This is a genomic window from Streptomyces camelliae (assembly GCF_027625935.1).
GTDB classification, from domain to species: domain Bacteria; phylum Actinomycetota; class Actinomycetes; order Streptomycetales; family Streptomycetaceae; genus Streptomyces; species Streptomyces camelliae.
This window is the reverse complement of sequence record NZ_CP115300.1, coordinates 2,582,025-2,602,048: the sequence shown is the minus strand read 5'-3', so window position 1 is coordinate 2,602,048 and position 20,024 is coordinate 2,582,025. Positions and strand designations below refer to the sequence as shown.

At 71.5% G+C, this 20,024-nt stretch carries 15 protein-coding genes and 1 pseudogene; 12 read left to right on the top strand and 4 right to left on the bottom strand.

Annotation, left to right across the window (positions count from 1 at the left end):
* The first annotated feature begins 41 nt into the window (after nt 1–41).
* The 8 genes from O1G22_RS11720 to O1G22_RS11685 all read left to right on the top strand — a co-directional run bounded on the left by O1G22_RS11720 (nt 42) and on the right by O1G22_RS11685 (nt 8,592).
* Nucleotides 42–2,804, top strand: a complete 2,763-nt coding sequence (locus O1G22_RS11720) for a DNA translocase FtsK (RefSeq protein ID WP_270081312.1) — start codon at nt 42–44, stop codon at nt 2,802–2,804.
* A gap of 282 nt (nt 2,805–3,086) precedes the next feature.
* Complete coding sequence (locus tag O1G22_RS11715) at nt 3,087–3,926, top strand: helix-turn-helix domain-containing protein (protein WP_270081311.1); 840 nt, start codon at nt 3,087–3,089, stop codon at nt 3,924–3,926.
* A 344-nt stretch (nt 3,927–4,270) separates the two neighbouring features.
* Nucleotides 4,271–5,743, top strand: a complete 1,473-nt coding sequence (gene rimO, locus O1G22_RS11710) for a 30S ribosomal protein S12 methylthiotransferase RimO (protein ID WP_270081310.1) — start codon at nt 4,271–4,273, stop codon at nt 5,741–5,743.
* Nucleotides 5,740–6,498, top strand: coding sequence for a CDP-diacylglycerol--glycerol-3-phosphate 3-phosphatidyltransferase (gene pgsA, locus O1G22_RS11705; RefSeq protein WP_225100702.1), 759 nt, complete (start codon nt 5,740–5,742; stop codon nt 6,496–6,498). Before rimO ends, pgsA begins: the two co-directional genes overlap by 4 nt.
* Complete coding sequence (locus tag O1G22_RS11700) at nt 6,495–7,040, top strand: CinA family protein (protein ID WP_270081309.1); 546 nt, start codon at nt 6,495–6,497, stop codon at nt 7,038–7,040. Before pgsA ends, O1G22_RS11700 begins: the two co-directional genes overlap by 4 nt.
* Before the next feature lie 109 nt (nt 7,041–7,149).
* A complete protein-coding gene (locus O1G22_RS11695; RefSeq protein WP_053666341.1) occupies nt 7,150–7,524 on the top strand; it encodes a helix-turn-helix domain-containing protein in 375 nt (124 codons plus the stop codon).
* A gap of 181 nt (nt 7,525–7,705) precedes the next feature.
* Complete coding sequence (locus O1G22_RS11690; protein WP_270086394.1) at nt 7,706–8,176, top strand: Dps family protein; 471 nt, start codon at nt 7,706–7,708, stop codon at nt 8,174–8,176.
* Between the two features lie 137 nt (nt 8,177–8,313).
* Complete coding sequence (locus O1G22_RS11685; protein ID WP_270081308.1) at nt 8,314–8,592, top strand: hypothetical protein; 279 nt, start codon at nt 8,314–8,316, stop codon at nt 8,590–8,592.
* On the opposite strand, the gene O1G22_RS11680 is transcribed toward O1G22_RS11685, so the two are convergent.
* From O1G22_RS11680 to O1G22_RS11665, 4 genes are all read right to left on the bottom strand, one after another.
* Nucleotides 8,540–9,304, bottom strand: coding sequence for an SDR family NAD(P)-dependent oxidoreductase (locus tag O1G22_RS11680; RefSeq protein ID WP_270081307.1), 765 nt, complete (start codon nt 9,302–9,304; stop codon nt 8,540–8,542). The genes O1G22_RS11685 and O1G22_RS11680 overlap by 53 nt on opposite strands.
* 111 nt (nt 9,305–9,415) lie before the next feature.
* The gene (locus tag O1G22_RS11675) at nt 9,416–10,252 is read right to left on the bottom strand and encodes a DNA-formamidopyrimidine glycosylase family protein (RefSeq protein WP_270081306.1); all 837 of its coding nucleotides are present in this window, start codon (nt 10,250–10,252) and stop codon (nt 9,416–9,418) included.
* A 69-nt stretch (nt 10,253–10,321) separates the two neighbouring features.
* Nucleotides 10,322–15,301: an ATP-dependent helicase gene (locus O1G22_RS11670; protein WP_270081305.1), complete on the bottom strand. Its 4,980-nt coding sequence runs from the start codon at nt 15,299–15,301 to the stop codon at nt 10,322–10,324.
* 260 nt (nt 15,302–15,561) lie between these two features.
* On the bottom strand, nt 15,562–16,506 hold the full coding sequence (locus tag O1G22_RS11665; RefSeq protein WP_270081304.1) for a hypothetical protein: 945 nt from the start codon (nt 16,504–16,506) through the stop codon (nt 15,562–15,564).
* 361 nt (nt 16,507–16,867) lie between these two features.
* Between O1G22_RS11665 and O1G22_RS11660 the strand changes: the two genes are divergently transcribed.
* The 4 genes and pseudogenes from O1G22_RS11660 to O1G22_RS11640 all read left to right on the top strand — a co-directional run bounded on the left by O1G22_RS11660 (nt 16,868) and on the right by O1G22_RS11640 (nt 19,929).
* Nucleotides 16,868–18,217: an ANL family adenylate-forming protein gene (locus tag O1G22_RS11660; protein WP_270081303.1), complete on the top strand. Its 1,350-nt coding sequence runs from the start codon at nt 16,868–16,870 to the stop codon at nt 18,215–18,217.
* Nucleotides 18,214–18,962 (top strand): annotated as a pseudogene (locus tag O1G22_RS11655) (SDR family NAD(P)-dependent oxidoreductase). Before O1G22_RS11660 ends, O1G22_RS11655 begins: the two are co-directional and overlap by 4 nt.
* A complete protein-coding gene (locus O1G22_RS11645) occupies nt 18,956–19,225 on the top strand; it encodes a phosphopantetheine-binding protein (protein WP_270081302.1) in 270 nt (89 codons plus the stop codon). The pseudogene O1G22_RS11655 and the gene O1G22_RS11645 overlap by 7 nt, the downstream one beginning before the upstream one ends.
* A gap of 17 nt (nt 19,226–19,242) precedes the next feature.
* On the top strand, nt 19,243–19,929 hold the full coding sequence (locus tag O1G22_RS11640; RefSeq protein WP_270081301.1) for an AfsA-related hotdog domain-containing protein: 687 nt from the start codon (nt 19,243–19,245) through the stop codon (nt 19,927–19,929).
* The last annotated feature ends 95 nt before the right edge of the window (nt 19,930–20,024 follow it).

Below are 20,024 nucleotides of genomic sequence, written 5' to 3'. Positions count from 1 at the left end.
CACACGTGTCCGCTGTCGTCTCCCCCGGTAACCTCACACCCATGGCCTCACGTCCCTCCGCAGCCAAGAAGCAGCCCGCGAAGAAGGCGGCCGCTCCCGCGAAGGCTCCGGCGAGGAAGGCCGCAGCGAAGAAGCCCCCGGCCAAGAAGGCGCCCGCCAAGAGGGCCCCGGCGAAGAAGGCGGCTCCGCCGAAGCCGGCGCCCAGCCCCACCGGGGGCGTGTACCGGCTCGTGCGCGCCCTCTGGCTGGGCCTCGCGCACGCCGTCGGCGCCGTCTTCCGCGGCATAGGGCAGGGTGCGAAGAACCTGGACCCGGCCCACCGCAAGGACGGCATCGCTCTGCTGCTGTTCGGCATCGCGCTGATCGTCGCCGCCGGCACCTGGGCCGACCTGAAGGGCCCGGTCGGCGACCTCGTGGAGATCCTCGTCACGGGCGCCTTCGGCCGGCTCGACCTGCTGGTGCCGATACTGCTCGCGGCGATCGCCGTACGGTTCATCCGGCACCCTGAGCAGCCGGAGGCCAACGGTCGGATCGTGATCGGTCTGTCCGCCCTCGTCATCGGCGTGCTCGGACAGGTCCACATCGCCTGCGGCTCGCCCGCGCGCAGCGACGGCATGCAGGCGATAAGGGACGCCGGCGGCCTCATCGGCTGGGCGGCGGCGACCCCGCTGACGTACACCATGACCGATGTGCTCGCCGTACCCCTGCTGGTGCTGCTGACGATCTTCGGGCTGCTCGTGGTGACCGCCACCCCGGTCAACGCCATCCCGCAGCGGCTGCGGGCGCTCGGCGTGCGCCTGGGGGTGCTGCACGACCACGAGGCCGAGGAGTACACCGAGGACGACGAGCGCTACGACGAACAGTGGCGCGAAGCGCTGCCCGCGCGCCCCCGAAGGCGCTCGGGCGCCCCTCAGGCGTACGACCCTGATAGCGCCGAGGAAGAGGCCCTCTCGCGGCGCCGTGGCCGTCCCAGGCGCTCCGCGGTGCCCCAGCCGGATCCGCGGCGCCAGATGGACGCCGTGGACGTCGCCGCGGCCGCCGCTGCGGCGCTCGACGGCGCCGTGCTGCACGGCATGCCGCCCTCCCCGCTGGTCGCCGACCTCACGCAGGGCGTCAGCATCGGGGGACGCGAAGAGACCACCCCGGTGCCCACGCCCGAGCCCGAGCCGGTTCCCGAGCCCGCGCCGGCCCCCGCGCCCTCGCCGGTGCCGGCCGCGCGCCCCAAGCAGGAGCAGCTCAAGCCCGGGATCGTCCCCGACCTGACCAAGAAGGCCCCCGAGGAGCCCCGGGACCTGCCTCCGCGCGCGGAGCAGCTCCAGCTCTCCGGAGACATCACGTACGCGCTGCCGTCGCTGGACCTCCTCACCCGTGGCGGCCCCGGCAAGGCGCGCAGCGAGGCCAACGACGCCGTCGTCGCCTCGCTCACCCAGGTCTTCACCGAGTTCAAGGTCGACGCGGCCGTCACCGGCTTCACCCGCGGCCCGACGGTCACCCGCTACGAGGTCGAGCTCGGCCCCGCCGTGAAGGTCGAGCGGATCACCGCGCTGACCAAGAACATCGCGTACGCGGTCGCCAGCCCGGACGTGCGGATCATCAGCCCCATCCCCGGCAAGTCCGCGGTCGGCATCGAGATCCCGAACACCGACCGGGAGATGGTCAACCTCGGCGACGTGCTGCGGCTCGCGGAGTCGGCCGAGGACGACGATCCGATGCTGGTCGCCTTCGGCAAGGACGTCGAGGGCGGGTACGTCATGCACTCGCTGGCGAAGATGCCGCACATGCTGGTCGCCGGCGCCACCGGCTCCGGCAAGTCGTCCTGCATCAACTGCCTGATCACCTCGGTCATGATGCGGGCGACCCCGGAGGACGTCCGGATGATCCTGGTCGACCCCAAGCGCGTCGAGCTGACCGCGTACGAGGGCATCCCGCACCTGATCACGCCGATCATCACCAACCCCAAGCGGGCCGCCGAGGCGCTGCAGTGGGTCGTGCGTGAGATGGACCTGCGCTACGACGACCTGGCCGCGTTCGGGTTCCGGCACATCGACGACTTCAACCAGGCCATCCGTGACGGCAAGGTGAAGCTGCCCGAAGGCAGCGAGCGCGAGCTCCAGCCGTACCCGTACCTGCTGGTGATCGTGGACGAGCTGGCCGACCTGATGATGGTCGCGCCGCGTGACGTCGAGGACGCGATCGTGCGCATCACGCAGCTCGCGCGCGCGGCCGGCATCCACCTGGTCCTCGCCACCCAGCGGCCGTCGGTCGACGTGGTCACCGGTCTGATCAAGGCCAACGTGCCCTCCCGGCTGGCCTTCGCCACCTCCTCGCTCGCCGACTCGCGGGTCATCCTCGACCAGCCCGGCGCCGAGAAGCTGATCGGCAAGGGCGACGGCCTCTTCCTGCCGATGGGGGCGAACAAGCCGACCCGCATGCAGGGCGCGTTCGTGACCGAGGCCGAGGTCGCGGTCGTCGTCCAGCACTGCAAGGACCAGATGGCGCCGGTCTTCCGGGACGACGTCACGGTGGGCACCAAGCAGAAGAAGGAGATCGACGAGGACATCGGCGACGACCTCGACCTGCTGTGCCAGGCGGCCGAGCTGGTCGTCTCCACGCAGTTCGGGTCGACCTCCATGCTCCAGCGCAAGCTGCGCGTGGGCTTCGCCAAGGCCGGGCGGCTCATGGACCTCATGGAGTCCCGGGGCGTCGTGGGGCCCAGCGAGGGCTCCAAGGCACGTGACGTTCTTGTGAAGCCTGACGAGCTGGACGGCGTGCTCGCGGTGATCCGCGGGGAGTCTGACGGGTAGGTAGTGCGAAGGGCCGTCCGGCGGACACGGGTTACGCCGGGTGGCCGGATCGTCGTGACCCACCCGTTAGAGATCGGCGGGCAACCGTTTCGCTTTGTGGTACGTCAAGTTGAGCGAGAGGACGGGCAGGCGTCCCACCATGGGACATCTGCCTGTCCGGCCGTCGGGACGACCGGCCATTCCGATGGCGTAAAGGTCCGACCGCCCGGTTGCCCCACCCTTTCGTACCCCCCCTAGACTGAGCTTCCAGCACAGGTGGCTACACGCTCGAAAGGCGCCCCCGTGTCCATCGGCAACTCCCCTGAAGACGAGCGTCCGTTCCCAGACGAGTCCCAGGAACCCCGTGTCTCCGTGGGCCGCGCCCTGCAGCAGGCGCGGATCGCGGCCGGGCTCACCGTGGACGACGTCAGCAGTGCCACTCGTGTCCGTATCGCCATCGTGCACGCCATCGAGGCGGACGACTTCGCCCCCTGCGGCGGCGACGTGTACGCGCGCGGGCACATCCGCACGCTGGCCAAGGCCGTCCACCTCGACTCCGCGCCCCTGATCGCCCAGTACGACGCCGAGCACGGCGGGCGACCCGCGCCCACGCCGGCGGCCCCGTTGTTCGAGGCGGAGCGGATCCGCCCGGAGCGGCGCGGGCCGAACTGGACCGCGGCCATGGTCGCCGCGATCGTCGTCGTGATCGGCTTCGTCGGCTTCACCGCCCTCAAGGGCGGCGACGGCGGAAGCTCCAAGACGCAGGTCGCCGAGGGCGCCACGTCCTCCACCACCAAGCCCGCCTCGCCCACGCCGACGAAGGACAAGCCCGCCGCGCCGACCGGCGCGCCCTCCGACAGCGCCATCGCCGCGGCCCCGCAGGACAAAGTGACCGTGCAGGTCAGCGCGCCGAACGGACGCAGCTGGATCTCGGCCAAGGACCACAACGGCCGGATGCTCTTCGACGGGCTGCTGAAGAAGGGCGAGTCCAAGACCTTCCAGGACAGCTCCAAGATCAACCTGATCCTCGGCGACGCCGGCGCGATCGAGCTGTACGTCAACGGCAAGAAGATCGACGACAACTTCCAGCCGGGCGCCGTGGAGCGCCTGACGTACACGAAGGGTGACCCGGTGGCCGGGTGAGCGAGGCCCTTCGGGAGAGCGGTTGTGACGGGGTTGGCCGAGAATCGGCAGGGTCTGCCCGCCGGACCGGGCCGACTGCAGGGGACGGTGCGTCCCGGCCTGCCTGAGCGGGGGCTGGTGCGTGCGGCTGCACGGCGAAGGAGGCCGTGACATCAGCCGCTGCCGCGGCGGGCGACGCGTGGGGGTCCTCCCCGCGCGAGCCCCGTTCGAGCGTGGGGGCGTCGGCGACTGACGACAACGCCGCAGATGTGCGGGCCGGCCCTCGCGACTCCGGCATGGTCCGCCGGGGGAGGCCCTGACCCCGTCGACGTGGGCTGTCAGTGAGACAAAGTAGTCTTGAGCCCATGCCTGAACGCCGTACCGTCGCACTCGTCACTCTCGGCTGCGCCCGCAACGAGGTGGACTCGGAGGAGCTCGCAGGCCGTTTGGAGGCGGACGGCTGGCAGCTCGTCGAGGACGCCGCGGACGCCGACGTCGCCGTGGTCAACACCTGTGGCTTCGTCGAGGCCGCGAAGAAGGACTCCGTCGACGCCCTCCTGGAGGCCAACGACCTCAAGGATCATGGCAGAACCCAGGCCGTCGTGGCGGTGGGCTGCATGGCCGAGCGGTACGGCAAGGAACTCGCCGAGGCCTTGCCCGAGGCCGACGGCGTGCTCGGCTTCGACGACTACGCGGACATCTCCGATCGCCTGCAGACCATCCTGTCCGGCGGCATCCACGCCTCGCACACCCCGCGCGACCGCCGCAAGCTGCTGCCGATCAGCCCGGCCGAGCGCCAGGAATCGGCCGCCGCCGTCGCGCTGCCCGGCCACGGCCCGGCCGACCTCCCGGAGGGCGTCGCGCCCGCCTCCGGCCCGCGCTCCCCTCTGCGCCGCCGGCTGGACGGCTCCCCGGTCGCCTCGGTCAAGCTCGCCTCCGGCTGCGACCGCCGCTGCTCCTTCTGCGCCATCCCCTCCTTCCGCGGCTCCTTCATCTCGCGGCGTCCCAGCGATGTCCTGAACGAGACGCGGTGGCTGGCGGAACAGGGCGTGAAGGAGATCATGCTGGTCTCCGAGAACAACACCTCCTACGGCAAGGACCTGGGCGACATCCGCCTGCTGGAGTCCCTGCTGCCGGAGCTCGCCGAGGTCGACGGCATCGAGCGGGTGCGGGTGAGCTATCTGCAGCCGGCCGAGATGCGCCCGGGGCTCATCGACGTCCTGACCTCGACCCCCAAGGTCGTTCCGTACTTCGATCTGTCCTTCCAGCACTCCGCGCCCGCCGTGCTGCGTGCCATGCGCCGCTTCGGCGACACGGACCGCTTCCTGGAGCTGCTCGACACGATCCGCTCCAAGGCCCCCGAGGCCGGCGTGCGGTCGAACTTCATCGTCGGCTTCCCCGGCGAGAGCGAGGCCGACCTGGCGGAGCTGGAGCGCTTCCTGACCGGCGCCCGCCTGGACGCCATCGGTGTCTTCGGCTACTCCGACGAGGAGGGCACGGAGGCGGCGACGTACGGCGACAAGCTGGACGTGGACGTCGTCGCCGAGCGGCTCGCGCACATCTCCCGGCTCACCGAGGAGCTCGTCTCGCAGCGCGCCGAGGAGCGCGTCGGCGAGACCGTGCGCGTCCTGGTCGAGTCCGTCGACGAGGAAGAGGGCGTGTACGGCCGCGCGGCGCACCAGGCGCCCGAGACCGACGGCCAGGTCCTGCTCACGAGCGGCGAAGGCCTGAGCGTCGGACGTATGGTCGAGGCGAAGGTGGTCGGTACGGAAGGTGTCGACCTGGTGGCCGAGCCGCTGGCCGGCTCGCTCGCGTGTAGTGAGGAGGCGGGCAGATGACCGGAGTCCCGGCATCCGCCGCGGGCGGCTCCTCCGGCGCACAGGGCCCTCGGGGTTCCGCCGCGGCTGCCGACGGCGCCCGGTCGGAGGTCTCCGGTTCTGCTCCAGGTGCCGACAGCGGTGGCAAGCCCCCGCGCGGCGGGAAGATCACGGCTGCGGCCGTCAATCAGGCCAGCGTCTGGAACGTAGCCAATCTGCTGACCATGCTCCGGCTGGTCCTGGTGCCCGGCTTCGTGGCGCTGATGCTCGCGAACGGCGGCTATGACCCGGCCTGGCGCTCGCTGGCCTGGGCGGCCTTCGCCATCGCCATGATCACCGACCTGTTCGACGGGCATCTGGCGCGCACCTACAACCTGGTCACCGACTTCGGGAAGATCGCCGACCCCATCGCCGACAAGGCGATCATGGGGGCGGCGCTCATCTGTCTGTCCGCCCTGGGCGATCTGCCGTGGTGGGTCACCGTGGTGATCCTCGGCCGGGAACTCGGTATCACACTTCTGCGTTTTCTGGTCATTCGCTACGGAGTGATCCCCGCGAGCCGGGGCGGCAAGCTCAAGACACTCACCCAGGGCGTGGCAGTCGGGATGTACGTCCTGGCACTGACGGGGTGGCTGGCGACTCTGCGGTTCTGGGTGATGGCTGTGGCGGTCGTCCTCACCGTCGTCACCGGTCTCGACTACGTAAGACAAGCCATTGTGCTGCGCCGCCGGGGAATCGCCGAGCGGGCGGCAGCGTTGGAGGATGAGGAAGCGTGAGTTCCACGGCCACCGAACTGGTGCGACTACTGACAGTGAGGGGCGAGACCCTCGCCGTCGCCGAGTCGCTCACCGGTGGCCTGGTGGCGGCGGAGATCACGGGAGTCCCCGGAGCGTCCAAGGTGTTCCGGGGCTCGGTCACTGCCTACGCCACGGAACTGAAGCGCGACCTGCTGGGCGTCGACACCGCCCTGCTGGAGCGACAGGGAGCGGTGGATCCGCAGGTCGCCGCCCAGATGGCGGCCGGAGTGCGCAAGGCTCTGGGCGCCGACTGGGGCCTCGCGACCACCGGGGTCGCCGGCCCCGACCCGCAGGACGGCAAGCCTGTCGGGACGGTGTTCGTGGCCGCCGACGGGCCGTTCACCGGCCGCCCAGGTTCTGCCGGTGGCGGAAAAGTGGAGGCTCTGCGGTTGAACGGCAGCCGTGCGGAAATTCGTATGGAGAGTGTACGGAGCGTACTCGCACTGCTCCTGGAGCGGCTTGCGGACGAACAGACCGGAAATGAGCGGGCACAGGATACGGAACGGAACGGGGGGTTTTGATGTTTGCAGCCCTGAGTGAACACGACATCGCTCCCCGCACGGCCGCGGCGCGAGGCGGTACGGTGGGGCGAGAAGGATGCGGCTACGCGGTCCGAGGAGGGAGCCACCGATGATTCTGCTCCGTCGCCTGCTGGGTGACGTGCTGCGTCGGCAGCGCCAACGCCAGGGCCGTACTCTGCGCGAAGTCTCCTCGTCCGCCCGAGTCTCACTCGGCTATCTCTCCGAGGTGGAGCGGGGGCAGAAGGAGGCTTCCTCCGAGCTGCTCGCCGCCATCTGCGACGCGCTGGACGTACGGATGTCGGAACTCATGCGAGAAGTGAGCGACGAGCTGGCGCTCGCCGAGCTGGCCCAGTCCGCCGCGGCCACCGAGCCCGTGCCCACCCCGGTCCGTCCGATGCTGGGTTCGGTGTCGGTGACCGGTGTGCCCCCGGAACGGGTGACCATCAAGGCGCCCGCGGAGGCGGTGGACGTGGTCGCCGCGTGAGGTTCGCGCACGCGGCCTAGCGATCCGATACGAGTGACAGCCCCGGCCGGCTGCTCCAGGGAGACCTGGGGGAGTCCACCGGGGCTCTGTCATTGCCGGTCGGCTTGCGTCCGTTTGCCGGGTTTGCGCGGTGCGGTCATGGTGGAGGGACGTGACGGCGCCGAAGCACCGGAGGAAGCGGATGTACGTCGTGAAGAGCCCGTTGGCCGACGCGGATCTGAAGACCGTGTCCGAGGCGCTGCAGGGCGCTCTCGTCGATCTGGTGGATCTCTCGCTGGTCGCCAAGCAGATCCACTGGAACGTCGTCGGGCCCCGGTTCCGGTCCATCCACCTCCAGCTCGACGAGGTCGTCGCCTCCGCGCGCACCCACTCCGACACGGTGGCCGAGCGGGCCTCGGCCCTCGGTGTCCCACCTGACGGACGCGCGGCCACGGTGTCCTCCGGCAGCGGTATCGGCACCACTCCGGCGGGCTGGATCAAGGACGGGGACGCGGTCGGCGCGATGGTGGACGCGCTCGGCGCGGTGATCACCCGGATGCGGAAGCGGGTGGAGGCGACGGGGACACCGGATCCGGTGTCCCAGGACATCTTCATCGGGATCACGGCGGACCTGGAGAAGCATCACTGGATGTTCCAGGCGGAGAACGCTTAGCGATCCGTCCAGACGCGCTCGACGTGCTGTCTCAGGTGACTCGACCATGGCTCGACGATGTGCATCGGTGAGCCCGCGATGCGCCTCCCGCGCCGGACAGGCGGCGGTCTAGCGTCCCGCAGGAGGTGATGGCGGCCATGGTGGCGCGGACAGTGCGCTGGGCGCTCGGGCTGGGGCTCACGGTCGTGTGGTGGTGGGCCGTGCTGCGGCTCGCGCTGGGGCAGGGCCCGGGGGTGGTGGAAGGAGCCGTCGTGGCCGGTGGGTGGGGGCTGAGCGTGCTGCCCGTGCACTGTGTGCCCAAGGGGCAGGCGGCCGGGGCGCTGTCGAGGGGGCGCTGGGTGGCGGCCTGGCGGACCGGGGACGTCACCAGGGCATCGCCACACCCCCGTTCGGGCGAAGTATCTGACCCGTCGTGAACGACGAGGCGTCCGACGCCAGATACAGCACTGCGTGAGCGACGTCGGCCGGCTCGCCGACCCGGCCGAGCGGCGCCATCCGCGCCATCGTGCCCTCGGCGTGCGCCTGGGCCTCGCGGTCGTGACGCTCGGTCATGGGAGTGCGGATCCAGCCGGGCGCGACCGCGTTGACCCGGATGCCGTGCCGGCCGACCTCGGTGGCCAGCGTCTTGGTCAGCTGGACCACGGCGGCCTTCGCCGCGCCGTAGCAGAGCAGCCCCGGTCCGCCGGTGTCGACCGCGCCGGACGCCATGGTGACGATGCTGCCCCGGGTGCCATGGGCGAGCATCAGCCGGGCCGCCTCCTGGCAGGGGTACAGCACGCCCTTGAAGTTGACGTTCAGAACCCGGTCGAGATCCTCGTCACGGGTGTCCAGCACCGGGCTGCTGTGCATGATCCCGGCGATCGCCGCGAGCACGTCCAGACGCCCGCAGGACCGTACGGCCTCGGCGAGCCCCGTCCGGTCGGTGACGTCCAGGACGTGTACGAGGGCTGTGCCACCGCGGTCCTTGATCAGCGCGGCCGTGCCGTGCAGGCCGTCCGCGTCCCGGTCGGCGCAGTGCACCGTCGCGCCCGCCTCGGCGAGCAGGACGGCCGAGGCCCGGCCGATGCCGCCGGCGGCTCCGGTGACGAACGCGGTGCGTCCGGTGAGGTCGTACGCGGTGAGGCCCATGCAGCGAACGTACGATTCGATCTGACGGTCCGTCAATTGGTGGAAACGTGTTGGCCTTCCTGCCGACGGGTTCGACGCGTTTGACGGGCCGTCGGTCGGACTGCGGACTCGTCAGGCGGAACGGCGGGGGCGGTGGTGCCGGGACGGTCCGGGCGCCGGTGCCGGGCCCGTCTGGCAGGTGGGGCACCAGTAGGTGGGGCGGGCCCGGGAGCCGTCGCCCTGGTCGGCCACGCGGACGGGCGTACGGCAGCGCAGGCAGGGGCGGGGTGCGCGGCCGTAGACGAACAGGTCGTGCCGGTGCAGGCCCGTGGTCTGGCGGACCGGGCGGTCGCGGTTCGTCTCCAGCAGCTTCTTGGCGAGCAGGGGCAGCTTCTCGGCGCGGTCCGCGGGCAGCGCGCCGACGGGCAGCCAGGGGGTCGCGCCGAGCAGGAAGCACAGCTCGCTTTTGTAGATGTTGCCGATCCCGGCCAGGTTGCGCTGGTCGAGCAGGGCCTCGCCGAGTGGGCGGGCGGGGTCGGCGAGGAGGTTGGCCAGGGCGCGCTCGGCGTCCCAGTCCGGGCCGAGCAGGTCGGGGCCGAGATGGCCGATGGCCCGCTCCTCGTCGTGCGTGCGCAGCAGCTCCAGGACCTGGAGGCGGTAACCCACGGCCGTGCGGTCGGCGGTGCCGAGGACCACCCGGATCTGATGCGCAGGCCCGCCCCGCCAGCGCTCACCCGTGGCGTACACCTGCCACGCCCCCTCCATCCGCAGATGGGTGTGCAGGGTCAGGTCGCCCTCGAACCGGGTCAGCAGGTGCTTGCCGCGCGGGATCGTGTTCAGCACCGTACGGCCGGTGAGGTCGACCGTCGCGTACTTCGGCACCCGGAAGTCGCTGTGGGTCAGCGCCTTGCCCGCGAGGGCCTCGTGCAGCCGCCGCGCGGCCTGCCAGACCGTGTCACCTTCGGGCATGCGTCCAGGGTCCCACGGTGGGGTGAGGCGAGGATTCCGCGCCGGGGTGGGGCGGGCGCGCGGCCGAGGTCACGCTCTCAGGCGCAGGCCGCGCGGTGTGGCCACGAAGCCCGCGGCCTCCAGAAGGACGCCTATGGGTGAGGTCAGGGCCTGGATGCCGTTGATCCGCTCGACCGTGACGGTGCCGAGCGAACCTGCGCGGGCCGCCGCGGCCAGAGCCTCGGCCGCCGTACGGAGCCGGGGGTCCTCCGGGGCCGGGACGTCGGGGGCGGCGGGCCAGGCCAGCAGGGTCTTGCCGCCACGCTCCATGTACAGCGTCAGCTCGCCCTCCACCAGCACGACCAGCGCGCCCGCCTTGCGGCCCGGCTTGTGCCCGGCGCCGGTGGGCGACTCCGGCCAGCCGAGGGCCGCGCCGTAGGCGTTGGCGGGATCGGCCGCGGCGAGGACCACGGCACGCGGGTCGGGCACCGACGGACCCGAACGACCGCTGCCGTAGCCCCGGCCGGCGGACGTGCCGTAGGCGGTGCCGCCGCCTCGGGGGCCGCCGTAGCCGGGGGAGGCGAAGGGGTCGGCCAGGTCGCGGGGGGAGACGTACTCGCCGGGGGCGGGCGGGGGGTCTTCCGGTGGCCAGGTGAAGTCGCCGTCCAGGCCGGGGTGGGCGAAACCGCCGTCCGAACCGTCGAAGGCGCCGGGGAGGGGGTGGGCGTGCGGCGCACCGTCGAAGCCGGTCGGGAACGCCGGGTCGGCGAAACCGGTGCCTGGGGTGATGAAGGCGTTCCGGTGGGCCGGGGAGGCCAGGCCCTCGCCGCGGTCGCGGACGCCCGCCACCGCGCGGAGCCGGTCCACCGCGCCGTCCATGGCGAACTGGGCCGCGCCCAGCCCCTCGACCACATAGCCGCGCCGAGCCTGGCCGCTCTCCTCGAAGGCCGACAGCACCCGGTACACCGCCGAGAAGCCGCCCTCCACGCCCTCCGCCGCGACCGCCCCGCGTGTGACCACACCGTGCCGGTCCAGCAGGGTGCGGGCCAGCGCGTGGGCGCGCACGGTGGTGTCCGGTTCGGCCCCGGGCAGCAGCGACCAGCGGCCTGCGACGGTGGGCGGGCCCGTACGGGAGGCGGAGCGGGCGGCGGCCGTCAGTGAGCCATAACGCCCGCGCGGGACCGACCGTTTGGCGCGGTGCGCGGTCGAGCCCGCCGTACGGCCCGAGCCGAGCAGGGAGCGCATCGGGGCGAGGGTGTCGTTGGTGAGCCGGCCCGACCAGGCCAGATCCCAGAGCGCGTCAGCCAGGTGAGGATCGGTGACGTCGGGGTGAGTGGTGGCCCGTACCTGGTCGGCGATCTGACGGAAGAACAGGCCGTAGCCGCCGGAGAGCGCGTCCAGGACGGACTGGTGCAGCGCGGTCAGCTCCAGGGGGTGGGGCGGCGGGAGGATCAGGGGGGCGGTGTCCGCCAGATAGAGGGAGACCCAGCCGTCCTTGCCGGGCAGGGCGCCCGCACCGGCCCACACCACCTCGCCGGCCGCGGTCAGCTCGTCGAGCATCGCGGGCGTGTAGTTCGCCACGCGGGAGGGCAGGACCAGCTTCTCCAGCGCGGAGGCGGGCACGGAGGCACCCTGCAACTGCTCTACGGCGCGCACCAGCCCGTCGATCCCGCGCAGCCCGTGGCCCTTGCCGATGTGCTGCCACTGCGGCAGGAACTGGGCGAGCGCGGCCGGCGGGACGGGCTCCAGCTCGTGCCGCAGCGCGGCCAGGGAGCGGCGGCGAAGGCGGCGCAGTACGGCCGCGTCGCACCACTCCTGGCCGATGCCCGCCGGATGGAACTCGCCCTGGACCACCCGGCCGCCCGCCGCGAGCCGGTGCAGCGCGCCCTCGGTGACCGCGACACCCAGACCGAAGCGGGCCGCCGCCGTGGCCGACGTGAACGGGCCGTGCGTGCGCGCATAGCGGGCGAGGAGGTCGCCGAGTGGGTCCTTGACCGGCTCGGTGAAGGCCTCGGGCACGCCGACCGGAAGCGCCGTGCCGAGCGCGTCCCGCAGCCGGCCCGCGTCCTCGATCGCCGCCCAGTGGTCGGCGCCGGCGATGCGGACCTTGATGGCCCGGCGGGCCCCGGCCAGCTCGCGCGCCCAGTGCGGATCCGCGCCCCGCGCGACCAGCTCGGCGTCGGTCAGCGGACCGAGCAGGCGCAGCACGTCGGCCACACCCTCCAGGTCCTTGACCCGGCGGTCCTCGGTGAGCCACTGCAGCTCGCGCTCCAGCTCGGTCAGCACCTCGGCGTCGAGCAGCTCGCGCAGCTCGGCCTGGCCCAGCAGCTCGGCCAGCAGCCGGGAGTCCAGGGACAGCGCGGCGGCACGGCGCTCGGCGAGCGGGGAGTCACCCTCGTACAGGAACTGGGCGACGTACCCGAACAGGAGAGAACGCGCGAACGGGGACGGCTCCGGGGTGGTGACCTCGACCAGGCGTACCTTGCGGGACTCGATGTCGCCCATCAGCTCGGCGAGTCCGGGGACGTCGAAGACGTCCTGGAGGCACTCACGGACCGCCTCCAGGACGATCGGGAACGAGCCGAACTCGCTGGCCACCTGAAGCAGTTGGGCCGCGCGCTGGCGCTGCTGCCACAGCGGGGTGCGCTTGCCGGGGTTGCGGCGCGGCAGAAGCAACGCGCGCGCGGCGCACTCGCGGAACCGGGAGGCGAACAGGGCCGAGCCGCCCACCTGGTCGGTGACGATCTGGTCGACCTCGCCCTTGTCGAAGGCGACGTCCGCCGCGCCTACCGGCGCCTGCTCGCTGTCGTACTCCGTACCGGCCTTCACGGGCTCCTGGTCGAGCAGGTCCAGACCCATCAGGTCGGCGTCGGGCAGGCGCAGCACGATGCCGTCGTCGGCGTGCATGACCTGCGCGTCCATGCCGTACCGCTCGGACAGGCGGGCGCCGAGGGCGAGCGCCCACGGCGCGTGGACCTGGGCGCCGAAGGGGGAGTGGACGACGACCCGCCAGTCGCCCAGCTCGTCGCGGAAGCGCTCCACGACGATCGTGCGGTCGTCCGGGACATGGCCGCAGGCCTCGCGCTGCTCGTCCAGGTACGACAGCACGTTGTCCGCCGCCCAGGCGTCCAGGCCCGCCGCCAGCAGGCGCGGCCGGGCGTCGTCCTTGGGCAGCGAGCCGACCTCGCGCAGGAACGCGCCCACCGCGCGGCCCAGTTCGAGCGGGCGGCCGAGCTGGTCGCCCTTCCAGAAGGGGAGGCGGCCGGGTACGCCGGGTGCGGGGGAGACCAGGACGCGGTCGCGCGTGATGTCCTCGATGCGCCAGGAGCTGGTGCCCAGGGTGAAGACGTCGCCCACCCGGGACTCGTACACCATCTCCTCGTCCAGTTCGCCGACCCGGCCGCCGCCCTTCTTGGGATCGGAACCGGCGAGGAAGACCCCGAACAGACCCCGGTCGGGGATCGTGCCGCCGGAGGTGACGGCGAGGCGCTGGGCGCCTGGACGGCCAGTGATCTCGCCGGTCACTCGGTCCCACACCACGCGCGGGCGCAGCTCCGCGAACGCGTCGGACGGATAGCGGCCCGCGAGCATGTCGAGGACCGCCGTGAACGCCGACTCCGGCAGCGACGCGAAGGGTGCCGCGCGGCGGACCAGGGCGAGCAGGTCGTCGAACTGCCAGGTGTCCAGCGCCGTCATCGCGACCAGCTGCTGGGCGAGCACGTCCAGTGGGTTCGCCGGGACCTTCAGGGACTCGATCGAGCCTGTGCGCATCCGCTCCGTGACCACGGCGGCCTGGACGAGGTCGCCGCGGTACTTGGGGAAGACGACGCCGGTGGAGACGGCGCCCACCTGGTGTCCCGCGCGGCCGACGCGCTGGAGGCCGGAGGCGACCGAGGGCGGGGACTCGACCTGGACGACGAGATCCACCGCGCCCATGTCGATACCGAGTTCCAGACTGGAGGTGGCGACCACCGCGGGCAGGCGTCCGGCCTTCAGGTCCTCCTCCACCAGGGCGCGCTGCTCCTTGGAGACCGAGCCGTGGTGCGCGCGGGCGATCACCGGGGGCGCGCCCTGGGCCGCGCCCGAGCCGCCCATCAGCTGTGCGGGGGCGTGATGCTCCGCCAGGGTCTCGCCGGTCGCGCGCTCGTACGCGATCTCGTTCAGCCGGTTGCACAGGCGCTCCGCGAGGCGCCGCGAGTTGGCGAACACGATCGTGGAGCGGTGGGCCTGGACGAGGTCGGCGATCCGCTCCTCCACATGCGGCCAGATCGACGGCTTCTCGCCGCCTTCCGCGGCGTCGGCCGCCGGGGAGCCGCCCAGCTCGCCCATGTCCTGGACGGGCACGACCACCGAGAGGTCGAACTCCTTGCCGGACTCCGGCTGGACGATCTCCACCTTGCGGCGCGGCGAGAGATAGCGGGCCACCTCGTCCACCGGCCGTACGGTCGCCGACAGGCCGATCCGGCGGGCCGGCCTCGGCAGCAGCTCGTCCAGCCGCTCCAGGGAGAGCGCGAGGTGAGCGCCGCGCTTGGTGCCCGCGACCGCGTGCACCTCGTCCAGGATCACCGTCTCGACGCCCGTGAGCGCGTCGCGCGTGGCCGAGGTCAGCATCAGGAACAGCGACTCGGGGGTGGTGATCAGGATGTCCGGCGGGCGCGTGGACAGCGCGCGGCGCTCGGCGGCCGGGGTGTCGCCTGAGCGGATGCCGACCCTGACCTCCGGCTCGGGCAGGCCCAGCCGCACGGACTCCTGGCGGATGCCGGTCAGCGGGCTGCGCAGATTGCGCTCGACGTCGACCGCGAGGGCCTTCAGCGGTGACACGTACAGCACCCGGCAGCGCTTCTTCGGGTCGGCCGGGGGCGGGGCCGAGGCCAGCTGGTCCAGGGCGGCGAGGAATGCGGCCAGCGTCTTGCCCGATCCGGTCGGGGCCACCACCAGCACGTCCGAACCCGCCCCGATGGACTGCCACGCACCCGCCTGGGCCGCGGTGGGCGCGGAGAACGCCCCCGTGAACCAGCCGCGGGTCGCGGGGGAGAAGCCGTCGAGGGCTCGGTGTGCGGAGCTGACCATGCGTCCATCCTGCACCCGACCACTGACAATCGCGCTGACCTGGGAAAACGTCGTGTGTCGGTGCGCGGTTGAGGGGTGGCCCGGGGGTGGCGAGGAGGAGGCCGGGGCCGGTGCTGGCGTGCTGCCGGCGTTGTCGTCGAACACGGCCGGGTTCGGCCCGTGCGGTGGACCGGCCCGCCCGGCATCCCCGGCCGGGTTCGGCCCGTGCGGTGGACCGGCCCGCCCGGCATCCCCGGCCGGGTTCGGCGCGAGGCGTCGGCTCAGCCCGTGAAGCGGCCGTACGACCTGAGTGTGCGCAGGGCCGCGATCGTCTCCAGGGGGCGTGACTCCAGGGTGGGAGCCGGTGACCACTGGCGCCTTCGGGCGGGCCAGCCGCCGTCGTCCTGCTGTGCGGACGTCAGGTGGTCCAGGGAGCGGGCCATCTCGGCGTCCGTGAACCACGCGCGCGCGAGTGAGTCCGGGCTTCGAGCGAAGTCGTGCGGGAAATGGTGCTCGGTCGGGGCATAGCCCGGCGCGACCGGGTACCTGTCGAGCCGGTCCGGGTCCAGTGCCGCGAGCCGTTGTTCGCGCACCATGCGGCCCAGCCGGTCGGCCGCCGCCTCCGCGCGCGGGCGGTCGGGCGCGGAGTCCAGGAAGGCCACGGCGGCCTCCACCTCGCAGGGGTGGGACTTCTCCAGGGAGTCGACGGCCTGCCAGCAGAAGTCGGTGGCCCGGAACAGCCAGGCGTGCCACACCTGGTTGCGGTGCAGCAGCCCGACCACCGGTCCGGTGGCGAGCAGGTCGCTGGGCGGGTGGTCGACGACCGGCACGAACGGGGCCACCGGATAGCCGCGCTGGCCGGGATGGACCGCCGGCAGGGCACCGTCCGCGGTGGAGACCGAGGTGAGATACCGGCACACGCGCTCCACCCGCTGCCCGCCGCAGCGCCCGATGGCGTCCAGGACACGCAGCGCGTGCGCGGTGTGCAGGGGCTGGCTCACGGGTCCGCGCAGATCGGGGTCCAGCGCGTGCCCGTACCCGCCGTCGTCGTTGCGGTAGGCGTCCAGTGCCGTCTCCACCGCGTCCGGGGTGCCGTGCAGGAAGTGGTGGGCGAAGAGCCGCTGCTCCAGCACGCGCGCGGTGAGCCATACGAACTGTTCGGCGCGGAAGAGCGGGGAGCGCGCCTGGGGCGTGGAAGGGAGCGAGGAAACTCCGGTGTCGGCCATGGGTCAGACCGTAGGACGGAAAGCGGTCTCGGCAAGCGGTCCCGGCCGGGGCCCACCCCCAGGGGCGGGATACTGGAGTCATGCGGTTGACGGTCTTGCGCCTCCTGGGCCCCGGCACGACCCGCGCGTGACACCGTACCCGCCCCGGCGCAAGCGGTCATCGTAACGAAATCCAGCACCCGCGTAATCAGGGCTGACCCTTAATTTTCTGTGTTCCTCGGTTGATTAATTGCCGGGCCGAGCGGTGTTGACAGTCGCGCCGTGCTGCGTAGTACACTCGCGCAGAACTGAAAATCAACTGTCAGTTGAGAAGATTCAACTGTGAATGACCGACGGGAAATCGCGACCGACGGGAAGTCAGATGAATCATGCCTTCCTCGATTTATTGAGGAGTTTCGACAGTAGCGACGCAATGGTCTTCAACGGGTCCGCCCATTCCTATGCGGACCTGTGCGACACGGTCGATTCCTGGGCGCGGGAATTCGATCGGTGCGGCGTGCGTCCCGGGCAGGTGGTCTGCCTGGAAGTGACCTATACCCCTGCTTCCTGCGGGGTTCTCCTCGCGCTGATGGCACACCGGGTGATCGTTGTCCCGCTTGCTCCGCTGCCGGCCGCGAAACGGGCCGAGTTCCTCGATCTGGCGCAGGCCGAGAAGGTCGTCAGCCTTGACGCCGAGGGCAGTCCGACGATCACGTCGACCGGGGTCACGGCGTCCCACCCGCTGTACGAGCGGCTCAGGCGGGCGGCGACCGGCGGGCTCGTCCTGTTCAGCTCCGGCACCTCGGGGCGCAGCAAGGCGTCCGTGCTCGACCTCTCCAAAGTGCTCGGCCGTTATGGCACCCCGAAACGGGCGAAGCCGAAGCGCACGTTGTGCTTCCTCACGCTCGATCACATCGGCGGGATCAATACGTTCCTGCACACTCTGAGTCAGGGCGGCACGCTCATCACCATTCCCGAGCGGACCCCGGAAGCGGTGTTCGCCGCCGTCGAGCGGGATGCGGTGAACGTTCTCCCGACGACCCCGACATTCCTCAACCTCGTACTCATCTCCCGTGCGTACGAAAGATGTTCGACCCGGTCGCTGGAACTCATCACCTACGGCACCGAGCCGATGCCGGCACACACCTTGCGACGGCTGCACGATGCCTTGCCGGATGTCCGTCTCAAGCAGACCTACGGACTGTCCGAACTGGGCATCATGCCCACTCGATCGCGCAGTGACGACTCTCTGTGGCTGGAACTCGGAAAGGCCGGCTTCGACTACAAGGTCATCGACGGTGTGCTGTGGATACGCTCCGACATGGCCATGCTGGGGTACCTCAACGCGCCGGCCGACTTCGACGAGGACGGCTATTTCAACACCCAGGACGTCGTCCAGGTCGACGGTGATTATCTGCGCATCCTCAGCCGTACATCGGAGCTGATCAACGTCGGCGGGGAGAAGGTGTACCCGGCAGAGGTGGAGAACGTCCTGCTGGAGATGGACAACATCGCCGAGGCCACGGTGTGCGGCATGCCGAGTCCGGTGACGGGAATGGTCGTGAAGGCCACTGTCCGGCTGGCCGAGGAGGAAGACCCCCGGCAGGTCGCCAACCGGGTGCGGGAATACTGCCGCAGCCGTCTGGAGCCGTACAAGGTGCCGCTCTCCGTCGAGGTCTCGGCCGCGCGGCAGCACTCCGAACGTTTCAAGAAGATCAGGGCCGCCCGGTGAGCGGGGCCGGCGATGAGCGTCGGGTCGCCCTGGTCAGCGGCGGGAGCCGGGGGCTCGGCCGGCTGCTGGTCGAACGCCTGCTCGCCGACGGGTGGCGGGTGGCGACGTTCAGCCGTGACCCCGCTGCCGACGACGGGGCGCCCACCGGCGGCGGGGACGACGGGAAGAGCTTCCTCCAAGGACGCGCCGACCTGGCGGATCCGGGCTCGCTGCGGGCGTTCGTCGCCGAGGTGCAGCGCCGGTTCGGGCGCCTGGACCTGCTGGTGAACAACGCGGGCCAGCTCCACGAGGGCCTCCTGCTCACCACTCCGCTGACTAAGATCACGGAGCTGATCGCGGTGAACCTGACCGCCTCCGTCGTCCTCGCCCAGTGCTGTGCCAAGCCCATGGTCAGGAACGGCGGCGGGGCCATCGTCAATGTGTCGTCGATCAACGCGATCAGAGGCTTCCGCGGCGTGTCGGTCTACGCCGCGGCGAAGGCCGGCGTCGACGGCTTCATGCGGAGCCTGGCTCGGGAGCTGGGCTCGTTCGGCATCCGGGTCAACTCCGTGGTGCCGGGTTTCTTCGACAGCGGCATGACATCGCACGTGCCCCACGGCAGCGCGAACGCATCGAGGGCCGTACCCCGTTGGGGCGCCTCGGCACCGCGCACGAGGTCGCCGACGCCGTCCTCTTCCTCGCCTCTCCCGGAGCCCGGTTCATCACCGGCCAGTCCATCGTCGTCGACGGAGGGATCACATGCTGAAGACCACCGAAGTCCGCACCACGGTGTACCACGTCGTCACCGGCCTGATGCGCGAGAGCAACCCCGAGGCTCCTGAGCCGACCGGAGGCGAGGAGCTGAACACGCTGGGCCTCGACTCGCTGACACTGGCCCGGCTGATCATCGAACTGGAGGCGGCCACCGGGGTCGACCCCTTCTCCGAGGACGTGGTGCTCTCCGACGTCAGGTGCCTCGACGACCTGGTGGATGTGTACGAGCGCGCCCTGGCCGCCCGCGGCGCCTGACGGAGGGAGGAGAGGAGATGCCCGAGCCGTCGGGGGAGACCCTGATCGTCGTCGGCGACCGCTTCGAGGAGTTCCTGCGCACCCCGGGGACCATCGCGGCGTCGGCAGTGCGGGCACGTCTGGAGGCCCGGGACACCGACGGCCTGGACCTGGTGGCGGGCCAGGGGCTGTCCGCGGAACTGCTGGCGGAGCTGGGCAAGCACTGGCCGGTGCCGATGCCCGCCCCCAGGGAGCTGACCCACAAGCGGCTGATGAAGAACGTGATGGTCGGCGAACCCTCGCGGGCCGGCGACCACTACGAGATTCCGCTCGTGCTCGATGAACGGTGCGAGACGCTGGAGGACCATCTGACGGGCCGGCACATTCCGGCGGTCGCGCTGACCGAGGCGGCCCGGCAGAGCTGGACCGCGGTGACGGAGAGATTCCTCCCCACCGGTCTCGACCCGGCCCGGTTCGTGATCGACGACTTCCACGCGTCGTTCCGCGCCTTCGTCTTCCCGCTGCCCGCGACGCTCACCTACGAGGTGCTGGAGCACGAGCCGGGCACCATGCAGCACCGCTTCCACTCCGTGGTCCGCGTCCGGCAGTCGGACACCGTCGCGGCCGAGGTCGAGGTCCGCTTCCGCGTCGTGGCCGGGAAACTCGCCGACAAGCAGGAGGCCATGGCGGCACGGCAGGCCGTGGTCACCCACCTGCGCACATGAACAGTGCCATCCACGGCCACACCACCCCGTCCCGCACCTCGTCACACCACTGTCACACCACCTCATCCCATCACCACCCAACCGAACAGGGGAGT